The sequence below is a fragment of the Azospirillum terrae genome (assembly GCF_053470425.1).
The window spans coordinates 1-21,532 of sequence record NZ_JBPXMR010000027.1; the positions used below are offsets into that span (position 1 = coordinate 1).

Here is a 21,532-nt window from a genome sequence, read left to right on the forward strand (position 1 = left end):
ATGAAGTGTCGCAACTCCACTCTAGCCCGCCGACCCGATGGCCACCTCAAGCGCTGCCGTGGGTAGACCTTTTCCCACTAACGATCAGCAGCGAATTTCCACCACCTCCGTGGACGCTAACTTAGCGGGGTATTCACCTCGGCTGGCCTCGGTGGCGCGATGACGCCGGTCTCGCGCAATACAGTCAGCAACTTGTTCAACGTGGGCCGATCGCTGGTCTGCGGACGGCGATTCCCGGCCCGTTCATCCAGGAAGCTTGCGGCAGCCCGCTCCCCGACATCGCCCACGCCAAGGTGACGGCGCTCCAGCCAACAGCTGAAATCACCGACCAGACGCAGAGACCGCCATGCGGTTGATCGACGATATCCTTCCCCGGCCAGTCGAGCGGCGTACGCGTCAATGTAAACGCCCAAAGGTCCGTCGTGCAGGCGGCGTCGGTTGCCAGCCCTGCTGAAATAGGTGCTGATCGTCATGGTCATTCCCTTCCTGCTGAGAAACAGGAAAGATCGAACTATGCCGAGCCGACGGCCCCCAACATCATGCTGACTGCGGTCGACGAATGTCGCTTCGGCATAGTTCGGGATGCGGCATAAACCGCCAAGATGAACGACGTCGATCCTCAGGCGTGGCTCGCCGACGTGCTCGCACGCATCAACGACATGTCCCAGACTCGCCTCCATGAACTCCTGCCCTGGGAGTGGAAGGCTATCCGCGAGCAGCCGAAAGCTGCCTGACCGCGGCACTCGGCGGATGCTTACGGCACACCTCGTCACCGCGCACGATCACCAGCATGCGCCGATGCAGGCGCATGAACTCGCTGTGCAACCCTGCCCGGGCAGTCAACATGGCGCCGACGACGGTCTCCAGCATCTCCTGCCCGGCAATCAACTCCTGCACACGCGCGGCAAAGCGGCCTTTGCTCACCTCGCCGACCTTGAGCCCGAAGCCGCGCAGGATGCCGCGGATGGAGAACTCGACATCGCGCAGCTTGGCCTGCAGCAGCTTGCGCCCAACCAGCAGGGCGCGGATCTCCTGGGCATCGGTGGACTTGCGGTGCACGGGCCGGAACCAGCGCATGCGCAGCAGCTGAGCGATGCCGCGGGCATCCTTGCGGTCGGTCTTCACCACCATGGCCGAGAGCGCCGCCTTCACATGTCGGGTCTCCAGCAGCACCGCCTCGTAGCCCGCCTGGCTGAACCCGGCGTGCAGCCACTGCGACAAGGGGCCCACCTCCAGTCCGATGCGGAGCACCGGAAAGCCAAGCTCGCCGAAGAACCGCACCAGCGCCTCGGGCTCGCTGGCCACCTTGGCCTCGCGGATGATCTTGCCCGTCGCATCCACCACGCACACGCTGCTCAGTTCCAACGAGACGCCGATTCCGGCAAAGTACTCTATGGCTGTCCCTCTTGATGCTTGGGGCCGATCCACTCGGACCCCGCTTCACACCATCACAGTGGGGACAGCCGCCCTGCCAAGCCAGCGCTCGGCGTAAGGCCCATTACGGCATCTAAAGACCGTGCTTTAAGGCGCCGGAGCGACCTTAAGGATTCCATATTTCACCAGCCACATGAGCGTACGGCTAGCCTTGTCCGCATCGCTCATCGCAAAGAGTGCGACCAAATCGCCGACCGTGCAGGAGGTGGCACGCGCCGCGTTCGCCATTTGCACCGAAGCTTCCGGAGGCAGCAGGAGTTGGGCCGTGAAGTTGCACATCGGATCCGCCGCGACCGCGGCAATGGCCAACGGCGGGTCGTCCGCCGCGCACGCGACGCTCCAGTTGGGCGCCAGTTGCTGCGTGGCGAAGCCCGCGAACGCGGCGAAGGGATCGGCGCGCAGGGGATAAGGCTCGGCGCTGGGCCGCAGCGGCACGGCCTCCGCGCCGACCCGGCGCAGCCGCGCAAGCTCCGCCCAAAGCTCCTCGTAGGTCGTCATCACCACCGACCAGTCATAGGTGGTGCGCGCCCGGCGACTCGCGGCCTCGGCCATACGGCGGCGCAACGCGTCGTCCTCCGTCAGCCGCAGCACCGCATCCGCGCTGGCCCCGATGTCGACGGAGGTCGATTGACTCACCGCCCCCATGTAGCGATCCGTCGACTCGGCGCCGATCAGGTATCGCAAGGCGAGATCCCGTCCCGCTCCGGCCGCTGGGACGAGCGTCGGGATCCGGAACCCGGTCTCGCCGCTCACGACCGTGTCCCGATAGCCGTCCCAGTCGGCGACGATGGCCGGCAGCCCGGCCGCCATGGCTTCGACCGGCGTCAGTCCAAACGTCTCCTGGATGTTGTCCGCCAGCGAGATGAAGAAGTCCGCCGCCGACCAGGAGGCCGCCGCGGCGGCCGAATCGCCGCCGTCGACGAACGCCACGTTGACGGACGGGCACAGGCGCCGGGCAGCGGCGCGAAAGGCCTGCTCGATGGATGGGTTGGGGAAGGCGCCGGTCATAATCAGGTGGATGCGGCGGCTAGTCCGGCGCTGCGCCGCTTCGCATGCGGAGAACATGGCCGAGGGGTGCGCCTTGGCGTGGAAGGATAGCCGGCCGAAATACAGCGCCGCTACGTCGTCCGGACCGATTCCGAGCCGCTGCCGAAGATCGGCGCCGGCTTGGCGCGACGCCTCCGTCGCGGCGAAGGTGTCACAATGGACGCCCAGGGGGATGACGGGCATCTGGAAGGTGATTTTCGGCGCGGCGCCGAGGCGCTCGCGCAGATAGTCCTGCCACATGCCGAACACCCGGAGGATGGCCTCCTTCGCGGGATTGGACGTGACGATCAGCGCGTCCCACGGCTGCACGGGCGCGAGCAGAAGCTGGCCAAAGGCGTCCATGACGCGGTCCGTGCAGATCGTGTGCGTCACACCGCAGATGCTGTGGTTCCGCTGGTCAAAGAAGCGGCGCTGCCAAGCATGCTCGCCCAGGCCCGGGCCCGGCAAGAAGACGCACCCCGGGTCTCGCAGGCCCGCGGGGTTCGACAGGGCGATCCAGCCCACCGGACGCTGGCGGCCAGCATAGCGCTGCACGCTGCCCGCGCACTCCTGCGCCAGATGCATGTTCGCCGCATAGCAATACAGCGTCTCGGCCCGATGGTGCCGCGCCGCAGCAGCCAAGAACCCGGCGCCGGCCGAGTGGCGCCCCTTAACGTCGCCCCGCTCGACCGAGAAGGCATCCGGGTGGTAGTAGATCGCAGCTGTGTCGGTCATGGGATGTGTGTCAGCCGTGGGTTCTTATAGGAACATCTCGGGGACCCGGTCACGCAGCGCCGCGTCGAGGGTGGGCTTGCGCGCGAGAAGGTCAGAATACCACTCGTAGTGACGGCGGAAATGCTGGGCCATCAGGCGCTCGTTCAGCACGTACGCGTGAGCCCGGTCCGCGATCGCCCGCCGCGCGTCCGCATCCCCGATCAGCGCGGCGAGGCGCTCCGCAAATTCCTGCGGGGAGGCGAACAGGGCACCTGTATCGCCGTCCCGCAGCGAGCGGCTGTAGACCACCGGGCTGGCGAGGGCAACTACACCGTGGACGGCGCACTCGATGAACTTCAGGTCGGACTTGGCCCGGTTAAAATCGGTGTCGTTGAGCGGCAGCAGCGCGATGTCGCAGGCCCGCATGATCGCCGTATAGTGGTTATAATCGCAAGTCGGCATGAAGGTCTTGCGATCGGTTTCCAGCGCGTCAAAGAATTTGCGGTCGTGCACCACGTGGAAGCCGACGGGAACCCGGCTCTGCCGGACCACGGCGTTCAGCGGCGCTGTGAGGTCCCGCCAGTCCGCCTCACGGTTCAGCGCGCCGAAGAAGATGGTGACGCCCTCGCCGCTTGGCGTGCGGCGCGGCGGCACCATGGCTATCTGGTTGTGGAAGAGGCCGAGCTCCGGGTTGAAGCGGGACAGGAACTCGACCAGCGGTTCTGTCGAGGTCTGGACCGCGTGCACCCCACGGAAGGTCAGATGGTCGTTCACAGCGATCTGCGGCCAGCGCGTAGGCAGATCGTCGAATTCCGATACGATCAGGTAACCTAGCCTGCGAATCTGTGCGAACCCCTGGACGTTGTCATGCTGGATCATGCGCCGCTGAAAGATCGCCACCTTCTGGCCCTCGGCGTGCTTGGTTGGGTGATCGGCCAAGCGTTCGACGGCCGCACTCACCTCGACGCCGGGGATGGTGGATAGGTACGACAGCGGTAGATCGATGCGGGTGTCGTTGCAGGCCCCGATTGGCTTGAGCGTGATTGCCCGGATCAGGATGCGCCGAGGAGCGTGGCTAGGCGCCGTGAGGCGCAGGACAACAGGCGTCGCCGCGGTCTCGTCGCCATCCGGCGGCTGAACCGCCGTGATCCGGTCGATGACGAACCCCTGCGTGTCGAGCGTCTCGCAAAGTTGTCCCTGCCCGGCTGCGGCAGCGAGGATCGGCGCACCCGGCCGCAGGAACGGCAGCACCACATCCAGCAGCGGGAGGAGGTCGGGGCCGGAGGTGACAGCGTCCGATAGGACCACGGCATCGAAACGCAGCTCATGCTGTGCGAGTACCGCACCGAAGTCCTCCGGCACGGCGCCATTCCAGAGCATGGTGAGGAAGCGCACGAACGGGTTCCACAGGCGCGCGCGCCCCCCCGTGGACTCACCTCTGCGGCAGATTTCCAGAACGAAACGGGCATCTCGTGGAATCAGGTCCGCAAGGGTCCGGACAGCGGCAGCGCGGGAGACGCCCCGAGCTGATTCGTTAGGCTTCGACACCACGGCTCACCCCCTCCTGCGCGCAACCGTCTGGATGAGGTGCAGTTGCTGCTTCATGCAATGCGCCAGATCGTACTTGCGCAGCACCGTCCGACGCGCCGCCTTTGACAGGGCTTCGTAGTTGGCGGGTTTGTCAAGCACGGCCGACACTTGCTTCGCGATGGCTTCGGGCTTGAAGAAATCGACCAGTAGCCCGTTCTCGCCGTGCGTGATCACTTCTTCAACTGGCTTGGTCTTTGAGCCGACGATGACGCAGCCGGCCGCCATAGCTTCGATCATCGACCAGGACAGAACGAACGGATAGGTCAGGTAGAGGTGGACGGTCGACAGTTGAATGATCTTTAGGTAGCGGTCATAGGGAACGTAGCCCAGAAAGACCACGCGCTTGGGATCGACCGTCACCTCAGCCAGCATCTTCTCGCGCCAATTTTTGGCGTCGGTGGGCGGCGAACCGTAGCTGATCTCGTCGCCGCCGACGATCAGGACCGTCGCATCCGGGTGGGCTTCGCAGATCAGCGGAAGCGACCGCATAAATGGCACGAAGCCGCGGTAGGGCTCCAGGTTCCGCGCGATGTAGGTGACCACCTTGTCCTTGCGCGTTAGCACGCGCCCATCTGACAACTCTAGCGTCACGTTCGGGTTGGGTTGCACCGTTGTGGTGTCCACTCCGTCGTGGACGACGGAGATCTTCGGATGGTAGACCGCGGGATGGACGCTGCGCTGCCACTGCGTGGGCGAAAGCCCCAGGTCGCATGCTTCGAGAGACAGCAGCAGGTGGGCGCAACGCACGCGGGACCGCAGGATGGAGTCCAGACTCGGCGGAGAGGACGGGTCGAAGTCCATGTCAGCGCCGCGCGCGATATAGTAGAACTCGCAGTAGTTGATGAGCGGAACGCCGGGGAAGATGTCCTTGGCGAAGAGCGATTCCCCCCAGCCGGGGTGTGCGACAATGATGTCCGGGATGAAGTTCTCCTGACGGAGCTCCATCAAACTACGGGCCGCGGCCTGCCCGTACAGAACCGACTGTTCGGCACGGTGCAGGTAGTTGTGAGTCTGCTGCGCCGGATTCCGCGTCAGCTCATAACACATCTTCCGCACATTGGGGATGTCGCGGTCCTTGCGCTTGGTAATAAACACGACCTTATTGTCAGGGTTCTGGGCGAGCTTGAAAGCCAAGTGCTTGAACTGCCCCGGCATATTCTGATGTATGAAAACGATTTTCATCAGAGACAACACCCTTTGGACGGCTCTGGTTTGAGACAAGTTCTGTTGAATACCGCTTGTTGCAATGTTTCCGCAAGCGTCCTGAGCGGCCGGGACCAGTCCCCGTGGCGGTCCTGCCGGAACAGGGTGGCGCTGGGGTACCACGGCGTGTCGGTCCGATCCAGCATCCATCGCCAGTCGGGGGCATGTGCCAACAGGATCCACACCGGCAGGCCCAGCGCGCCCGCCAAGTGCGCCATAGACGTGTCCACCGTGATGAGGAGATCGAGTCGCATCAGCCGTTCGGCGGTGTCGCGGAAGCTCTCGACGCCGGAGGCGAGGTCGCTGACTCGGTGCCCCGACTCCAGGACATTGATGTCCGCCGCCCGCGGCCCGACCTGTAGGCTAAAGGGGCGCACGCCGGGCGTGCCCATCAGCGGCGCGAACAGCCGCACGTCCAGAGACCGCAGATGGTCGTTCCGGTGTCCTTCGCTGCCCGCCCAGACGAAACCTACCGACAGTTCCTCCCCCGCGCCCCGCTGGGCAGCGGCGGAAACCCGCAGGTAAGGGACGCGGCCGGGAAGCGGCCCCGGTGGTGCGCCGAAGATGCCCGGCAGGTCGAGCAGAGCAACCCAAGAATCATACAGCGGCAGCGGGTCGCCCTCCGACACCACGGTCACATCAGGATAGCTCTCGGCAAGCAGCGTGCACAGCGCTGGCTGACACTGAAGCACCACATGGCGACAACGCTCCGCCACCAGGGGCAGGTAGCGCACAAAGTTGATAGTATCGCCAAAGCCCTGTTCCACGTGGACCAGAATAGTGCTTTCCGGCACCGGGTCTCCACGCCAGGCCGGACCGGTGAGGTCCGGTTTCGACACGTCAGCCATCCGCCATCGCCAGCTATACTCCGTCCAGCCCTCCGCGAACCGCCCCGTCAGCAGCAGCGCTAAGCCGCGATTGAAGTGCGCGGCGGCATCCTGCGACTGCACCGCGATGGCCTCGTCATACCAAGCAATGGCCTCATCCCACCGGCCCTGCATGTAGGACGTCATGCCCAGGTTGACTGCGACCGCGGGCCATCGCCCGCTCGACATTTCCCAGGCATGTTCCCCCCAGCACCGCGCCTCGTCGAATCGGTTGAGCTGAAAAAGAAGATTGGCGCAATTATGATGAATCTTGGGTTCGCCCGGCTTGACCGCTGCCGCGGCGCGATACCACAACAGCGCCTCGACGTGCTGACCGAGCGCCTTGAAAAGGTTGGCAAAGTTGTAGAGGATTTCGGCGTGTGCCGGATCGAGAGCGAGAGCCCGCCGTAGTGCACGCGCGCTGCCCGACAAATCGCCCGCTGTGCGGCGGGCAACGGCGAGGTTGGCGTAGATGTGCCCATCCGACGGCAAAAGCCGAACCGCGCGGGCGAACCACTCCGCAGCCTTCCGTGGGAGGTTCCGGCGAAGCTCGGTTACGCCGTAAAGGTGAAGAGTGTCGCCGTCGCCCGGCTCGTCCACTAGGATACGCTTGCACAGACGCGTGGCATGCACAGTGTCACCGGCTTGGATGATGGGTAGCACGTCCCGCGCGCGGACCACCGCCATCACGCCCTCGTCCATATATGGTTACCGGCTAGGAAGCAGACCGGCACCAGCGCGTCCACATCTCACGGTAGGCACCTTCGACAGCTTTCGCGAATCCCCTCTCGTCGCAAAGGGGCGAACGGATCATGCGATCACGCATCCCCGCACGCAGCTCGGCCAGATACGGCCGGTTCTGATCGAGGCGTGCTCCGATCTCGGCAAACTCCTCTGGCGTCTTGGCAATGAACCCCTCCAGTCCGACCGCCGACATGAGACTCACGCCGTAGCGCCCGCATGTGCGCTCACCGGCCAGGGTCAGCACTGGAACTCCCATCCAAAGCGCTTCGCAAGACGTCGTCATCCCGCCATAAGGTGTTGTGTCCACCGCCACATCCAGCTTGTTGTAGGTGGACAGATGGTCGTCGCGTCCGGCGTGGCCGCTCGTGAGGACGATCCGGCTCGTATCCGCACCGGCCGCCGCGAAACGCCCGTACAGATGCTCCCGAACTTCCGGGTTGTCGATGTAACGCGATTTCAGGAGCAACTGGGCATTCTCGACCTTCTTCAGCAACCCCGACCACAACGCGATAGTGGCATCCGACATCTTCGTGTAGTGGTTGAATGACCCGAAGGTGATCATCTTGCTCTGCAACCCAGGCAGCGGACCGACATCGGGAGCGGAGGTCGGCGGTGTAAAGCAGTGAGAGACGCGCGGCAAATTGAAGATCTGCTCGGACATCATCTCCGGCGTTCCCTCCGGCGTAAGCCAGGGATCGGACAACCGGTAATCGATGGCGCCAAGCCCGGTCGTTCCTGGGTATCCGAGCCACGTCACCTGGACCGGGGCCGGCTTCCGGGCGAAGGTAAGCAGGTTGTTGCCCGCAGTGTGCCCCGCAAGATCGACAAGGATGTCGATGCCGTCCGCAGCAACCATCTCGGCCAGTTGGGCCTGATCCAGAGACAGGACATCTCGCCAGGTGTCACTGTGCTCGCGCACCCATTTGGTCATGTCATCCGAACGGGCGGTGCTTGAATAGCTGAACAACTCAACTTGGTAACGATCGTGATGCTCATAGAGGCTATGGAGGAATTGCGTGCACGAGTGAAAACAGAAGTCGGGAGACACATACCCGATCCGCAGCCGCTTGTTTGGGCTTCGCACATTGGCATGGCTTGGCGTCAGGGGGGCCAGAGGGCGCGCGTATCGCGCGTCCCAATTCCGGTGCAACTCATACAGTTGCTTGGCACTCACGTCATCTCGGTAATAATTGAAAAACACCACATTACTGTGAGCCCGATAGGAGTTGGGAATATTGGCAACGACTTTTTCAAAAGCCGCGATCGCCTCCTTGGTCTTACCAAGAGAGCCAAGCGCAAGACCATAATTCATTAAAATGGGAAGAAACCGCGGTTCCTCGGCGAGACAGTCTCGGGCAATCTTGGCACCTATCGCCGCATTGCCGTGCAGATGGGCAATGGCGGACATATTCGTATACGCAGCAAATCTCCGCGGATTGACATTGATGGAACGTTGGTACATCCGCAATGCAGCCACCGCCCGCTTCTTTCCTTGGAGTATCTGAGCGAGGTTGAACCACCCCTCGTCGGCATCGGGGTGCGCCGCAAGGTAGCGCCTCATGACGCTCAACGCCTCGCTGTGTCGCTCCAGTCGGCTAAGGACCTCACTGCATGCGAGTTGATCCTTGGGCTGCTCAGCTTTCAGCGTGAACAGCTTTGCAAAGATGATCGCGCTTTTCTGCCACTCGCCTTCCTCTTTCAGCGTGTGAGCAAGGTTCCGCAGCACCTCGGGACGCTCGCCATCCCGGCGCAGCAGGGTTTCGAAGCACACTCGAGCATCCGCCCAGCGGCCCACCTTGCGATACGCAAGGCCCAGTGCGTTCACAACACCTATGTCATCCGGAGCCAGGGATTTCGCAAGGCGGAGAAGCGGAATTGCGTCCGAAACCGAGCCCGTCAAAACGGCAATGCTTCCAATCAACGTCAATGCCTGGGGAACGTCCTGGCCATTCGCCAGCGCTGCCCGGCACGCTTCAGCCGCACCACCGAAATCGCCTGTGCGGAAAAGCTGCTTGGCACGCTCCAAGTGGCTCACATCGCAGCTTGATGCGTCGGATGACAAGGGCGCGGAAGGCGTCGGGCGAGTCTTAAAAACGTTGGAAGCCAGTAGCATTCTATGCACACGCACAAAAAGTGAGGGGGGCGAGTTGCCTCGCCCCCCATATAGCAGTTTCCCGCTATGACTTCATCAGATGACGATGAAGTCGTTCGCGTCGATCGCCGTGACGCCGTTCAGCGTCGCGATGACCGTACGAGCCTGAGCACCGGCAGTTCCGTTGCCCGGGTTCGCGTCGAAGTACAGCGTGCTGGAGTTGACGTCGAACACCAAGGACTCGCCGGTGCGGGTCGTCACCGTGGTGTTGCCCGCCGTTGCGCCCTGGAAGATGCCGACAGCCGCCCCCGCGGTCAGCCCGGCGAAGTTCGCAGCGACGAGCGCGATCTTATCCGTGCCACGCGCGAAGTCGGTGATGTAGTCGCCGCCGGCCGCGGAACCCGCAGTACCCGCAGCGGTAGCACCGATTTCACCGAACACGAAGTAATCGACGCCATCGTTGCCGGTGAGCGTGTCAATACCCGTGCCACCATACAGCGAGTCGTTGCCCGCACCGCCAAAGAGCGAGTCGGTGCCGGCGCCGCCGTAAATGACGTCGTTGCCGTCGTCACCACGGAGAACGTCGTTGCCCGAACCGACCGTGCCGGCCGAGGTGCCGAACAGGGCGCCGCTCGCGGCAACATCACCCAGGATGGTATCATCACCGATACCGCCGTAGATGGTGTCGTAGGCCGTGGAAGAGCCGTAGATCGTGTCGTTGCCGGCGTTGCCGAAGAACAGATCGCCGGTGGTGACAGCGGCCGCAACGGTGCCCAGGCCATTCGACATGAAGTCGTTGCCGTCGCCGCCGAACAGCGTATCCGCGGTGGTGTCGGTCTGAACGCCCGTAACCACTTGGAAAGAGGCGTAGATCGTGTCGTTGCCGGCATCGCCATACAGCAGGTCGGCACCCGAACCACCAACGACGGTGTCGTTGTCGAGGCCGCCCCAGAGGCTATCAGCCGCCGTCGAACCAACCAGCGAGTCATTGCCGGCGTTGCCGAAGGCGAGGAACGAGGTGGCGGTAGCGAGCGTGCCATCCACGACGTCGTTGCCGTCGCCGCCGAACAGGGTGTCGAGACCGGCGTCGGAAACGAGCAGATCGTTGCCCTGGTCACCGTAAATCAGGTCATTGCCGTAGCCGCCGGTCACGGTGTCGTTGTCGCGACCGCCAAACAGCGTGTCGGCACCGGAGCCGCCATTCAGCGAGTCGTTGCCGGCGTTGCCGAACAGCAGATTGGCCGTGGTTTCTGCTTCCGCGGCAGCCGCGCCACCGTTCGTGCCGGCGTAAATGGTATCGCGCTCGTCACCGCCATAGATGGTGTCGGCACCCGCGTCACCAGAAAGAACGTCGTTGCCGGCATCGCCGAAGATCAGGTCGTTGCCAGCGCCGCCGGCGACGGTATCGGAGTTGTCCCCGCCCCAGAGCGAATCAGCGTTCGAAGTGCCCGTGACGTTATCCGACCCGGAGTTGCCGAACAGCATGAGGCTGGCCGTACCGGTGGTCACACCGAAAAGAATGTCGTCGCCAGAACCGCCGTAGATGGTATCAGCACCGCCGCCGCTGCCGACCGAATCGCTGCCACCCAGGGCGACGATGACCTCGTCGGAGGACGACCCGGTGAGCGTATCGGAAGACTCGGTAAGAGTAATAGTATTAGCCATTCGCTTAGCCCCTCTAACCAAAAAACCGGTTGATGATCCAAGGGGGACCAATGGCAAGCTCTGCCGAGCCGTACCTGTGTCCCTTGAACTCGCGATATCGATACGGGGACCTTGCGCAAAAGGCAAGGACCTATGAGTTCAACCGCCCCCGACATGCTTCAAACGCGGTACAGTCGGGGAGTACGTGTGGCTGAATGGCCACAGATGTAGGGGGGCAGCGAGACCCCGCATCATAAACCGCCATCACCGGATCGGTGTGCACTCCCTGAAATTTTCCAGGGGCGTGGCAACATCCATGTTGGTGAGGCGGAATTAGTAGGCGACAACCGGCTGCGCGAGAGCCCGTGAGGGACTCCGATGGCTCGAGGCGGAGTGGAAGAGGTTTCCTCGGTTGATTCGCGTCATCACATTCCACGATGCTACCGCCGCGCACCTTCCCCGCTCGGAAGTCACCCCAGCACCGGCCCCAAGTCACTCCAGCGGCAGCGCCGGCCTTCAGCAGAGAAAACCGCAAGCATGGACGCTTCCCACCTCGGCATCGCCTGGCAGCTTGGCTCCTATTCGGGTTGGGGGGTCTACGGCCTCCAGATCGCGCTCGGCGCCCTGCGGAGCGGGGTGCTCGACCCGGTTCCGTTCGAAGACCTCGACAGCGTGGACGCCGAGTCGGTGGACGGCGAGGCATTGCGACGGCTGGACGGGAACCGGCGCGTGGTCTCGGGCGCCGTCGCCGACGCCTTGGCTGGGCGGGGCGTGGTGCGCACCGGCTTTTCGGTGCTGCACGGGCTAGGCAACCGATTCGTGACCGCCCCGCTTGGCGCCGTCCTGCACGGCAGGCCGGACATCGGGGTGGTATTCCTGGAGGACACGGCCTTCGACACCGCGGCGCTGGACCGCGCGCGCCGATATGAACGGATCGTCGCCGGGTCGTCCTGGAACGGCGAGGTGCTCCGCGGCGCCGGGATCGGCAACGTCCTGGTACAGCCGCAGGGGGTGGATCTGGCGGTGTTCCAACCGGCCCCGCCATCTGGTGCGCTGACCGACCGATTCGTGGTTTTCTCCGGCGGCAAGCTAGAGTACCGCAAGGGGCAGGACATCACCGTCGAGGCGTTCCGCCGTTTTCACGCCCGCCATCCCGACTCGCTGCTGCTGGCGGCGTGGTACAATCCCTGGCCGCAGCTCATGGAAGGCATCGCGCGCTCGCCCTGGGTCACCGGCGCGCCCGCGGTGGACGAGCGCGGGCGAGTCCACCTGTCGAGCTGGCTGCGGGCGCAGGGACTGCCGGACGGCGCCTTCCGGCTTGTAAACCCTATGCCGAATCGAGATATGGCCGCAGTGATGTGTGAGGCCGATGTGGCGCTCTTCCCCAACCGCTGCGAGGGCGGCACCAACATGGTGGCCATGGAGTGCCTCGCGTGCGGGGTTGCCACCATCCTCTCCGCCAACACCGGGCACCTGGACCTTGTGCGCAGCGTACCCTGCTGGGCGCTGAAGCGGCAGGGGCCGGTCGATCCCGAGGCGCCGGAGCAGGGCGTCGAGGGCTGGGGCGAGTCGGATGTGGACGAGATCCTCGCCCATCTCGAACGTGCCTACGCTGACCGCGCGTCAGCCCGCGACATAGGCCGCCGCGCGGCGGCGGAGATGCGGGCGCACTGGGGCTGGGAGCGGCAGATTGGCTGCCTGTTCGACGGCCTCGGCTTGCCCGGCGGGGCTAAGCAATCCCCTTGAAAACACAGGACCGCAGGGGCTATTGAGTGCCGCACGGCCGATCGGGACCGGACCGGTTAAGGCCCCGGCGGATGAATCCAGCCCCCGCCGGCAGCATGATCGGCAGGCGCCAGCGGCGGATATCCGCCACATCTTGAGCGGAGAACCCCATCGCAATGACACACGCCCGTCGGATCTCGGTGATCGGCCTCGGCTACGTCGGCCTGCCGGTTGCCGTCGCGTTTTCCCGCCTCGGCGAATCGGTTGTGGCGTTCGACATCGACGCCGACCGCATCGCCGAGCTGAAGAAGGGCATCGACCGCACGGGCGAAGTCGGCCCGGGCGACCTCGCGGGGCCTTTGCATTTCACCGTCGATTCGGCACAGCTAGCCAAGGCCAACTTCCACATCATTACAGTGCCGACCCCGATCACCGACGCCAACCAGCCGGACCTTGCGCCGCTTCTGTCGGCGACCCGGATGGTCGGGCAACACCTGAAACGCGGCGACATTGTCGTGTACGAATCGACCGTCTACCCCGGCGCCACGGAGATCGTGTGCGTCCCTCTCCTGGAGCAGGTGTCGGGGTTGAGTTTCGGCCGCGACTTCGCCGTGGGTTACTCGCCCGAGCGCATCAATCCCGGTGACAAGGAGCACCGATTCGAGACCATTGTGAAGGTGGTGGCCGGCTCCGACCCGCAGACGTTGGAGGTCGTCGAGGCCGTCTACGCCAGCGTGGTGCAGGCCGGGGTTCACCGCGCGCCGTGCATCGCCGTGGCGGAGGCCGCGAAGGCTCTGGAGAACACACAGCGCGACCTGAACATCGCGCTGATGAACGAACTGTCGCTGATCTGCCAGCGACTCGGCATCGACACCCACGACGTGCTGGCCGCGGCCGGAACAAAGTGGAACTTTCTTCGCTTCACGCCGGGGCTGGTCGGCGGGCACTGCATCGGCGTGGACCCATACTACCTCACCTACCGTGCGGAGCAGGTGGGCTTCCACCCCGAGGTCATCCTGGCTGGCCGCCGCATCAACGACGCCATGGGCGTGCACATCGCGACCACCGTCGCCAAGCATCTGTTCTCCAGCGGCGTGTGCCATCCACAGGTCACCGTGCTTGGCCTGACCTTCAAGGAAGACATCCCGGACATCCGAAACACCCGCGTTCTGGACGTGGTCCGCGAACTGCGCAGCTTCGGGATCGGTGTCGGCGTGCACGACTCCCTTGCCGATCCCGAACTGGCACGGCACGAATACGGCATCGAGCTGCAACCGCTCTCCGCGCTGCCGCCGGCCGACGCCGTCGTCGTTGCCGTGCAGCACAAGGAGTACCGGGACGCCGGCTGGGCGCTGCCGCAGCAGTTGCTCAAAGGCGGGGCCGGCCTCGTGTTCGACATCCGCGCTGCCCTGCCGCGGGAGACGACCCCCGAGGGCATCACGCTCTGGCGTCTCTAAGGCGGCGACCGGGCGCCGGGCGGAAGGGCTGCGCCCCATAGGCGCGACCGATCATGCCGCCGCGGCACACCAGCGCCGCCACAGGTCACGGTACACCGCCTCCAGATTCCGGGTGAAGGCCGCCCCATCGCACACCGTGGACGACCGCATGCACTCACGCATCCCGAACCGCAGGGACCTCAGCCGCTCCGCGTCGCCCGCAAGGCGCGCGGCGGTGTCGATGAACTGCTCCGGCGACGCGCAGACCAGCTCTGGAAGATTGAGCGCGGCCAGCAGCGCCGCGGTCTGCCGGGACACAGGCCGGAGGCCCGGCTGGGTGACCACTGGCACGCCCATCCACATAGCCTCGTAACTCGTCAAACCGCCGCCGAACGGCGAGGGATCGAGCGCGATGTCAATGTCGCCGTACTCGGCCAGCATGGCCGGGTGCGGGGAGGCGGAGCGCAACTCGATCCGCCCGACGTCGGCACCAGCCTGCGCGAACGCCACCAACACCCTGTCGCGCATCTCCGGATCGGCTAGGGTCTTCCACTTGAGGACGAGCCGGGCGTCGGGAACGCGGTCGAGCAGAGCGGCCCACAGGCCAACCGTCGGCCCGCTCAGCTTCGCGATGTTGTTAAAGCTGCCGAACGTCGGATGACCACAGCGGAGCAGCGGCGGCTCAGCGATGGGAGGCGCGTAATCCGGCGGCGCGTAGCAGAAGCGCCCCCCCGGAAGGCGGACCACCTCTTCCGTGAACCAGCGTTCCGCACCCGGCGGGACGGTCACAGCGTCCATCAGGACCGCCTGGATGGCGGTCAGGCCTGTGGTGTTGAAATAACCGAGCCAACTCACCTGTACTGGCGCGGGCTCCATGTGGAACACCGGCAGTCGGTTCCCGGCTGTGTGGCCGGACAGGTCTACCAGCACGTCGATGCCATCGGCACGGATCTGCTCAGTCAAGGTCGCGTCGTCGATCCCGGCGACGTCGCGCCAGACCGTAGCACGCTCGCGCAGCCGGGCCGTCAGATCGTCCTCCACCGCGCGGCTCGAGTAGGCGTACACCTCGACCGCCCGCGCGTCGTGCGTGGTTAGAACCGGAAGCAGGAAATATCCGGTCGGATGCCGGCCAAAATCGGCAGACACGTACCCGATTCGTAGGCGGCGGTCGGGGTCGGCGTCATTAGCGTGTCGCGCGCGCGCCGCCGGGTACAGCCGAGACATGCGGCTGTCGTAGCCGCGATGCTCTTGGAACAGGTCCTCCTCGCTGCGGGCCGCGTCATAGTTCATGGCCATCAGCAGATTGCTGTGCGCTTGGACATAGCCGGGCATGACCTGCAAGGCCGAGCGGAAGCACGCCTCTGCCGCGACAAAATCGCCAGCACTCTGCAACGCTCCACCCAGGTTGTTCAGCGCCGAAGCGGAGTGGAGATCGACCAGGACGTGCCGGCGGTAGCTGGCCAACGCAGCGACACCGGCACCCACGGAGTGCAAGGCGTTGGCCCGCAGGGAATAATTCCCGCCGTTGGTCGGGTGAAGCGCGATGGCGTTCTCGAACGCAGCACGCGCCTCGGCGACACGGCCAAGATCGAGTAGGACTGCGCCGAGTCGGCTTTGCCCGGTAGGGACGGTCGGATCGACGCGGACCGCCCGCGTGAGGGCGGATGCCGCGGGTTCCGCAGCCCTCATCCAATGGGCGGTGAGGCCCATGCTGGACAGGGCTTCGAACCGGGCGGGCTCGATGACCAGCGCGCGGCGGCAGCACGCGAGAGCGTCCGTGAACTGCCCGAGCAGCCGCAGCACAATTCCCAAGTTCACCGTAGCGAGTAGGTGGTCGGGATGGTCGCGTAAGACCCGGCGGTACGCCGCCGCCGCCTCGGGAAGCCGGCCGCAGCGGTAATGGGCGCCGGCCTCATGGAGGGTCTCAGTAAGGGGCAATGGCGTCATCGACACTGTGATGGACTCAGCGCCCACACGCCGAATCCCACTGCGCCAAAGAAACGGACACGCGTTCCACGACTGGCTCCCAGGCTCCAGGGCTCAATTGACGGAAAAGGCGCATAGTTTGGGTACCACGGGCTGTCGTCGCGCTCCAGGAGCCAGCGCCAGCATCCGTCTAAGCGAGACAGAATCAACACCGGCTTCCCCAGCGCGCGCCAGATGAGCCACCGACGTGTCCACCGCGATGACAAGGTCGAGTTGCTCGATCAGCGCCGCGGTGTCGCCGAAATCGGCAACCTCGTCCATCGGGTCGAACAATGTCAGTCCTGCCGGGCAGGAGCGGGCCTGCGTCGCGGCCACGGCAGCCAGCACCGGCATTCATGAAACTACACCCGACGCTTCAAGCTGACAGGTTCTGCGCGGCGTGGTCTAGGAACCAGTGATAGGCATCCTGAATGCCTTCGCGGAGGTCAATCCGCGGTGTCCATCCGAGCTTGGTAATCCGGCTCGTGTCGAGCAACTTGCGGGGGGAGCCGTCGGGTTTGGAGGTATCGAACGTCAGGGCACCCTGAAAGCCGACGACCGATGCCACCGTTTCGGCCAATTCACGGATTGTCACGTCCGTGCCCGTGCCCACATTGTGCGGAACATCACCCGAGTAGCACTCCATCAGGAAGACGGACGCTTCCGCCAAGTCATCCACGTGCAGGAACTCACGCCGAGGCGTGCCCGTGCCCCAGATCTCAACGTCCGGCCGGCCTCCGACCTTGGCCTGGTGGAACTTGCGGATCATGGCTGGCAGGACATGGCTGTTCCGAAGGTCGAAATTGTCGCCCGGCCCGTAGAGATTCGTCGGCATGGCCGAGATGAAGTCGCAGCCGTACTGCGCGCGGAACGCCTGGCACATCTTGATGCCGGCGATCTTGGCGATGGCGTACCACTCGTTGGTCGGCTCCAGCGGCCCGGTCAGCAGCGCATCCTCGGTGATAGGCTGCGCCGCCAGCCGCGGATAGATGCACGAAGAGCCAAGGAACAGGAGCTTTTTCACCTCCGTCTTCCACGCACCGTGGATCACGTTGGTCTCGATGGCGAGGTTGTCGTAGATGAATTCGGCCGGGCGGGTGGAGTTGGCGAGGATACCGCCCACCGTGGCCGCGGCGAGGAAGACGGCGTCGAGCTTCTGCCCCCCCATCCATGCCTCGACTTCGGCTTGGCGACACAGGTCGACCTCGGCGCGGGCGACGGTGACCACCTCGCACTCGGCGCGGGCCAGCCGGCGCACGATGGCGGAGCCCACCATCCCTCGGTGCCCGGCGACCCAGACACGGCGTCCCGCCAGCGGGAAAAACCCGTCAGGAATCCCGGCCATAGCGCTTCTCCTCCCCGGCGATCGCGCGCAGATCACTGTCCATCATATCGCGCACCAGTTCGCGAAAGCTGGTCTTGTGCGTCCATCCCAGCTTCTCGCGGGCCTTGCTGGGGTCGCCGAGCAGCAGTTCCACCTCGGTCGGGCGGAAATAGCGCGGGTCGATCTCCACCAGCACCTTGCCGGTCGCGGCATCGACGCCCTTCTCCTCGACACCCGACCCGGTCCAAGCAACGGTGCGGCCGACGTGGGCAAAGGCAAGCTCGACAAACTCGCGCACGGTGTGCGTCTCGCCGGTGGCGAGCACGTAGTCGTCCGCCTCCGGCTGCTGGAGCATCAGCCACATGCCTTCCACGAAGTCGCGGGCGTGGCCCCAGTCTCGCTTGGCGTCCAGATTGCCGAGGTACAGCTTCTCCTGCCGGCCGAGCTGAATCGCGGCCACCGCGCGGGTGATCTTGCGGGTGACGAAGGTCTCGCCGCGGATCGGGCTCTCGTGGTTGAACAGGATTCCGTTCGAGGCATGCATCCCGTACGCCTCGCGGTAATTCACCGTGATCCAGTAGGCGTACAGCTTCGCCGCGGCGTACGGGGAACGCGGGTAGAAGGGCGTGGTCTCCTTCTGCGGCGTCTCCTGCACCTTGCCGTACAGCTCGGACGTGGAGGCCTGATAGAAGCGGACACGTTCGCCCATCTTCAGGATGCGCATGGCCTCCAGCAGGCGCAACGTGCCAATGCCGTCGGCGTTGGCCGTGTACTCCGGCGTTTCGAAGCTGACCTGAACGTGGCTCTGCGCCGCGAGGTTATAAATCTCGTCCGGCTGCGCCTCCTCAACCACGCGGATCAGGTTGGTTGCGTCAGTCAGGTCGCCATAATGCAGCTTGAAGCGGACGTCCGGTTCATGCAGGTCGTGGTAGAGATGGTCAATCCTTGCAGAATTGAATGAGGACGAGCGCCGCTTGACGCCGTGAACGGTATAACCCTTCGACAGCAGCATCTCGGCGAGCAACGCACCGTCCTGTCCGGTGACCCCGGTTATCAACGCGACTTTGCCCAACTGACACCCCAACGATTCTTCCAAGGCAGCGGCCACGCCGCCGAGCGTTCCCTATTCCACCTCGACGCCCCGCCGTCAAGTGACCTGCGCCGGAAGCTTTCGACGGCGTAACGCAACGGTGGAGTTTCCCTGGCGCCAGAGTTGTGCCATGAGTGTTGCGTTATGAGCTCGCCCCACGTGCCGTGTTGCGCGGAGGCGCAGAAGGCGCCCGCGCCCTTTGTCCATCAGGCGACGCAGACGGAGTTCGGGGGGCCTACGACGTGACCTTGAGCGACAGGATCTCTACGGCGATGCGCGTGCCGCTGGCGCAGAAGGCATCACCTCCTCCGGCGGCATGCTGATGCGGACGCGCGACTTGTTGATGACGCCCGTCCTTGGCTTGTGTTCAGCGATCCAGCGCCCGGCAAGCTCCGCCTTGAGTCGCTTCTGGTCCGCGATCATGCGTGGCGGAACGTGTCAACGCTAATGAGACAGCTCGTTGTGTGATTTAGACTTGGATGTTTTGCGGCTTTTGCGGCGGATTGATCCAGGTCGCGGCGGGTTTTGCGGGCGGTTCGGGGGCTTTGCGGACGAAGCGCTCCGGGTGGAGGTGGTAGGCCCGGTCCAGGGTGGCTTGACGGGCGGCATGGACAGCGTCGGCTTGTCCGTAATGGACTTGGTCGGGGGTCATCAAGCCGATCCCGGCATGGTGATGGTCCTGGTTGTACCAAGTGAAGAAGTCCCGGCAGAAGGCCGTGGCGTCCTCCCGGCAGCCGAAGCGTTTGGGGAAGTCCGGCTGGTATTTCAGGGTCTTGAAGTGGGCTTCCGAGAAGGGGTTATCGTTCGAGGTGTGGGGGCGGCTGTGCGACTTGGTGACGCCGAGGTCGGCCAGCAGGAAGGCCGTCGCCTTGGCCTTCATCGGCCCGCCGCGGTCGGCGTGCAGGGTCAGTTGGCCCGGCGCCACGGCGTGTTTGGCCAGGGTGTCCTCGAACAGCGCCTTGAACAGGGCGGCGCTCTCGGCATCGGCGACGCACCAGCCGACGACCCGGCGGCTGAAGAGGTCGAGGATGACGTACAGGTAGAAGTAAGACCACTTGGTCGGCCCCATCAGCTTCGTGATGTCCCAGGACCAGACCTGATTGGGGACTTCGGCCAGCAACTCCGGCTTCTGGTAGACCGGGTGCCGAAGTTGATCGCGGCGTTCCCGCACCTCGTCATGCTCGGCGAGGATGCGATACAGGGTGCGGATGGAACACAGATAGACGCCCTCGTCCAGCAGGGTGGCGTAGATTTCCGCCGGGGCGAGATCGACGAAGCGCGGGTCGCGGACCAGGGTGAGAATCCGCTGCCGCTCGTGGGCGGCGAGCGCGCGGGGCGGGTGCGGCCGGGGGCGCGGCGGCGCAGACCGTCCCGCCAGCCGCGCGCGATGGCGATGGACGCTGGCGCGCGCCACGCCCACGGCCGCGCAGGCAGCGGCGGTAAGGCCCGCGCCGGGGGCCATGGCGACCACCGCGTCCATCACGGCTCGCCGTCGCTGTCAGGCGTCGCCAGGGGAATCCTCAGAAGGGATGCAACTTTTTTTTGGATCCCGATGATCGCTTCGGCCTGTTCGAGGCGCTGTCTGAGGCGGGCGTTTTCGCGGTTGGCCTTGGCCAGTTCCGCTGCCAACGGATGGACGACGGGCGTCTTCGGCCCCCGCTTCAGCGGCTTCAACGCCTCAAAGGCCCCCGCGTCGCGTTGCCGGCGCCAGTCGGTCAGGGCCGACGAGTACAGGCCCTCGCGCCGCAGAATGGCGGCGATCCCGCCGGTGTCCGCCGCCCGATCCGTCTCGGCCAGGATCCGCAGCTTTTGCGCGGCGGTGAACGTCCGCCGCTTCGGCCGAGCCACAGTTCCGGCGACGTCGTGGCGGGCGCCAGCACAACCGTCGGCCTCCGGCCTTCCTCTGTGCCGGCGCCCCCCACGACGTCCGTCCGCGAGGAACTCTTGTTGGGCATGACCACGTGATGATTCTCCTGCGCCCTCAAGCCTAAACTTCAGGGGGGCTGGTGTCTCACCTTCATTGGCACGGAGGGTGGCAACTCGTCCTTGAGGTTTGGCGGCACCGCGGGGATATGCGGGCCTTGCCCCGGCGGCTTGGCAAACTTCGCGTACTGCCGATCAAGGGCGTTGCCGGGATAACGGTTATAACGGACAGTCGGCGTGTCGACGTAAACCGAGGAGAAGAACGTTTCGATCATGTGGCAGTAGGCTGCATCCTCGGTGACCCGCAGGCGCTCGTCGAAGCCGCCGATGAACGAGTGACACGCCGCTCGAATACAGATGTTCATGGGCAGCGACTGCACCAGCGAGGCATACCAATACGAATCGATGGGATTGGCCAGGACGATACCGGTCTTGACCATGCCAGTGTTTGGGAACTTCTCCATCAGCGCCAGGCAGAGATGCACGTGCGGTTCGCAGAACGCATCATCGCCGTCTAGGAAGAACAGCAGCTCGGCATCGGTATGCGTGGCACCAGGGTTACGGCATTGGCTCGGGCCTTGGTTGTTCTCGTTGCGCAGCAGCATGATCTGTGGGTTGGCGCGGGCCAGTTCCTCTGACCTGCGACCGGAAAACTCCTCCAAATTTGGGTAGAGTCCGCCATCTACGGAGACGGACCTATGAAGCGCAGCCGGTTCAGCGAGGAACAGATCATCGGCATCCTGAAGGAACAGGAAG

13 protein-coding genes and 3 pseudogenes are annotated in these 21,532 nt (G+C 64.7%); 3 read left to right on the plus strand and 13 right to left on the minus strand.

The annotated features are described in order from the left end of the window. Positions 1 to 593 precede the first annotated feature (593 nt). Positions 594 to 734 (plus strand): annotated as a pseudogene (locus tag ACSVDD_RS29135) (transposase domain-containing protein); the annotation flags it as partial. A 19-nt stretch (positions 735 to 753) separates the two neighbouring features. On the opposite strand, the pseudogene ACSVDD_RS29140 reads toward ACSVDD_RS29135, so the two are convergent. The 7 genes and pseudogenes from ACSVDD_RS29140 to ACSVDD_RS29170 form a co-directional block, all read right to left on the minus strand. Beyond that, positions 754 to 1,395, minus strand: a pseudogene (locus ACSVDD_RS29140) (IS110 family transposase); the annotation flags it as partial. 126 nt (positions 1,396 to 1,521) lie between these two features. Beyond that, positions 1,522 to 3,195, minus strand: coding sequence for a glycosyltransferase family 4 protein (locus tag ACSVDD_RS29145; protein ID WP_448192926.1), 1,674 nt, complete (start codon positions 3,193 to 3,195; stop codon positions 1,522 to 1,524). 24 nt (positions 3,196 to 3,219) lie between these two features. Then, positions 3,220 to 4,569 carry a glycosyltransferase gene (locus ACSVDD_RS29150; RefSeq protein WP_448192927.1) on the minus strand — a complete coding sequence of 450 codons (1,350 nt, stop codon included), beginning with the start codon at positions 4,567 to 4,569 and terminating at the stop codon, positions 3,220 to 3,222. 159 nt (positions 4,570 to 4,728) lie between these two features. Then, on the minus strand, positions 4,729 to 5,946 hold the full coding sequence (locus ACSVDD_RS29155; protein ID WP_448192928.1) for a glycosyltransferase family 4 protein: 1,218 nt from the start codon (positions 5,944 to 5,946) through the stop codon (positions 4,729 to 4,731). Beyond that, positions 5,946 to 7,535, minus strand: coding sequence for a tetratricopeptide repeat protein (locus tag ACSVDD_RS29160; RefSeq protein ID WP_448192929.1), 1,590 nt, complete (start codon positions 7,533 to 7,535; stop codon positions 5,946 to 5,948). Before ACSVDD_RS29160 ends, ACSVDD_RS29155 begins: the two co-directional genes overlap by 1 nt. A 13-nt stretch (positions 7,536 to 7,548) precedes the next feature. Further along, on the minus strand, positions 7,549 to 9,603 hold the full coding sequence (locus tag ACSVDD_RS29165; protein WP_448192930.1) for a tetratricopeptide repeat protein: 2,055 nt from the start codon (positions 9,601 to 9,603) through the stop codon (positions 7,549 to 7,551). 162 nt (positions 9,604 to 9,765) lie between these two features. Beyond that, positions 9,766 to 11,334, minus strand: coding sequence for a calcium-binding protein (locus ACSVDD_RS29170; RefSeq protein ID WP_448192931.1), 1,569 nt, complete (start codon positions 11,332 to 11,334; stop codon positions 9,766 to 9,768). A gap of 516 nt (positions 11,335 to 11,850) precedes the next feature. Here ACSVDD_RS29170 and ACSVDD_RS29175 point away from each other — a divergent pair. Then, positions 11,851 to 13,059 (plus strand): glycosyltransferase family 4 protein, encoded by a 1,209-nt coding sequence (locus ACSVDD_RS29175; RefSeq protein WP_448192932.1) that lies wholly within the window; start codon positions 11,851 to 11,853, stop codon positions 13,057 to 13,059. A 155-nt stretch (positions 13,060 to 13,214) separates the two neighbouring features. Beyond that, positions 13,215 to 14,495 (plus strand): nucleotide sugar dehydrogenase, encoded by a 1,281-nt coding sequence (locus ACSVDD_RS29180; RefSeq protein ID WP_448192933.1) that lies wholly within the window; start codon positions 13,215 to 13,217, stop codon positions 14,493 to 14,495. 51 nt (positions 14,496 to 14,546) lie between these two features. On the opposite strand, the gene ACSVDD_RS29185 is transcribed toward ACSVDD_RS29180, so the two are convergent. The 6 genes and pseudogenes from ACSVDD_RS29185 to ACSVDD_RS29210 form a co-directional block, all read right to left on the minus strand. Then, positions 14,547 to 16,448 carry an O-linked N-acetylglucosamine transferase, SPINDLY family protein gene (locus tag ACSVDD_RS29185; RefSeq protein ID WP_448192934.1) on the minus strand — a complete coding sequence of 634 codons (1,902 nt, stop codon included), beginning with the start codon at positions 16,446 to 16,448 and terminating at the stop codon, positions 14,547 to 14,549. 66 nt (positions 16,449 to 16,514) lie between these two features. After that, positions 16,515 to 16,793 (minus strand): hypothetical protein, encoded by a 279-nt coding sequence (locus ACSVDD_RS29190; RefSeq protein ID WP_448192935.1) that lies wholly within the window; start codon positions 16,791 to 16,793, stop codon positions 16,515 to 16,517. Positions 16,794 to 16,815: 22 nt separating this feature from the next. Further along, positions 16,816 to 17,784 (minus strand): GDP-L-fucose synthase, encoded by a 969-nt coding sequence (gene fcl, locus ACSVDD_RS29195; protein WP_448192936.1) that lies wholly within the window; start codon positions 17,782 to 17,784, stop codon positions 16,816 to 16,818. Next, positions 17,768 to 18,820 carry a GDP-mannose 4,6-dehydratase gene (gene gmd, locus ACSVDD_RS29200; RefSeq protein ID WP_448192938.1) on the minus strand — a complete coding sequence of 351 codons (1,053 nt, stop codon included), beginning with the start codon at positions 18,818 to 18,820 and terminating at the stop codon, positions 17,768 to 17,770. Before gmd ends, fcl begins: the two co-directional genes overlap by 17 nt. A gap of 502 nt (positions 18,821 to 19,322) precedes the next feature. Further along, a pseudogene (locus ACSVDD_RS29205) lies at positions 19,323 to 20,814 on the minus strand (IS3 family transposase). Positions 20,815 to 20,847: 33 nt separating this feature from the next. Beyond that, on the minus strand, positions 20,848 to 21,532 hold a 685-nt coding region (locus ACSVDD_RS29210; RefSeq protein WP_448192937.1), incomplete at its 5' end, for a glycosyltransferase family A protein.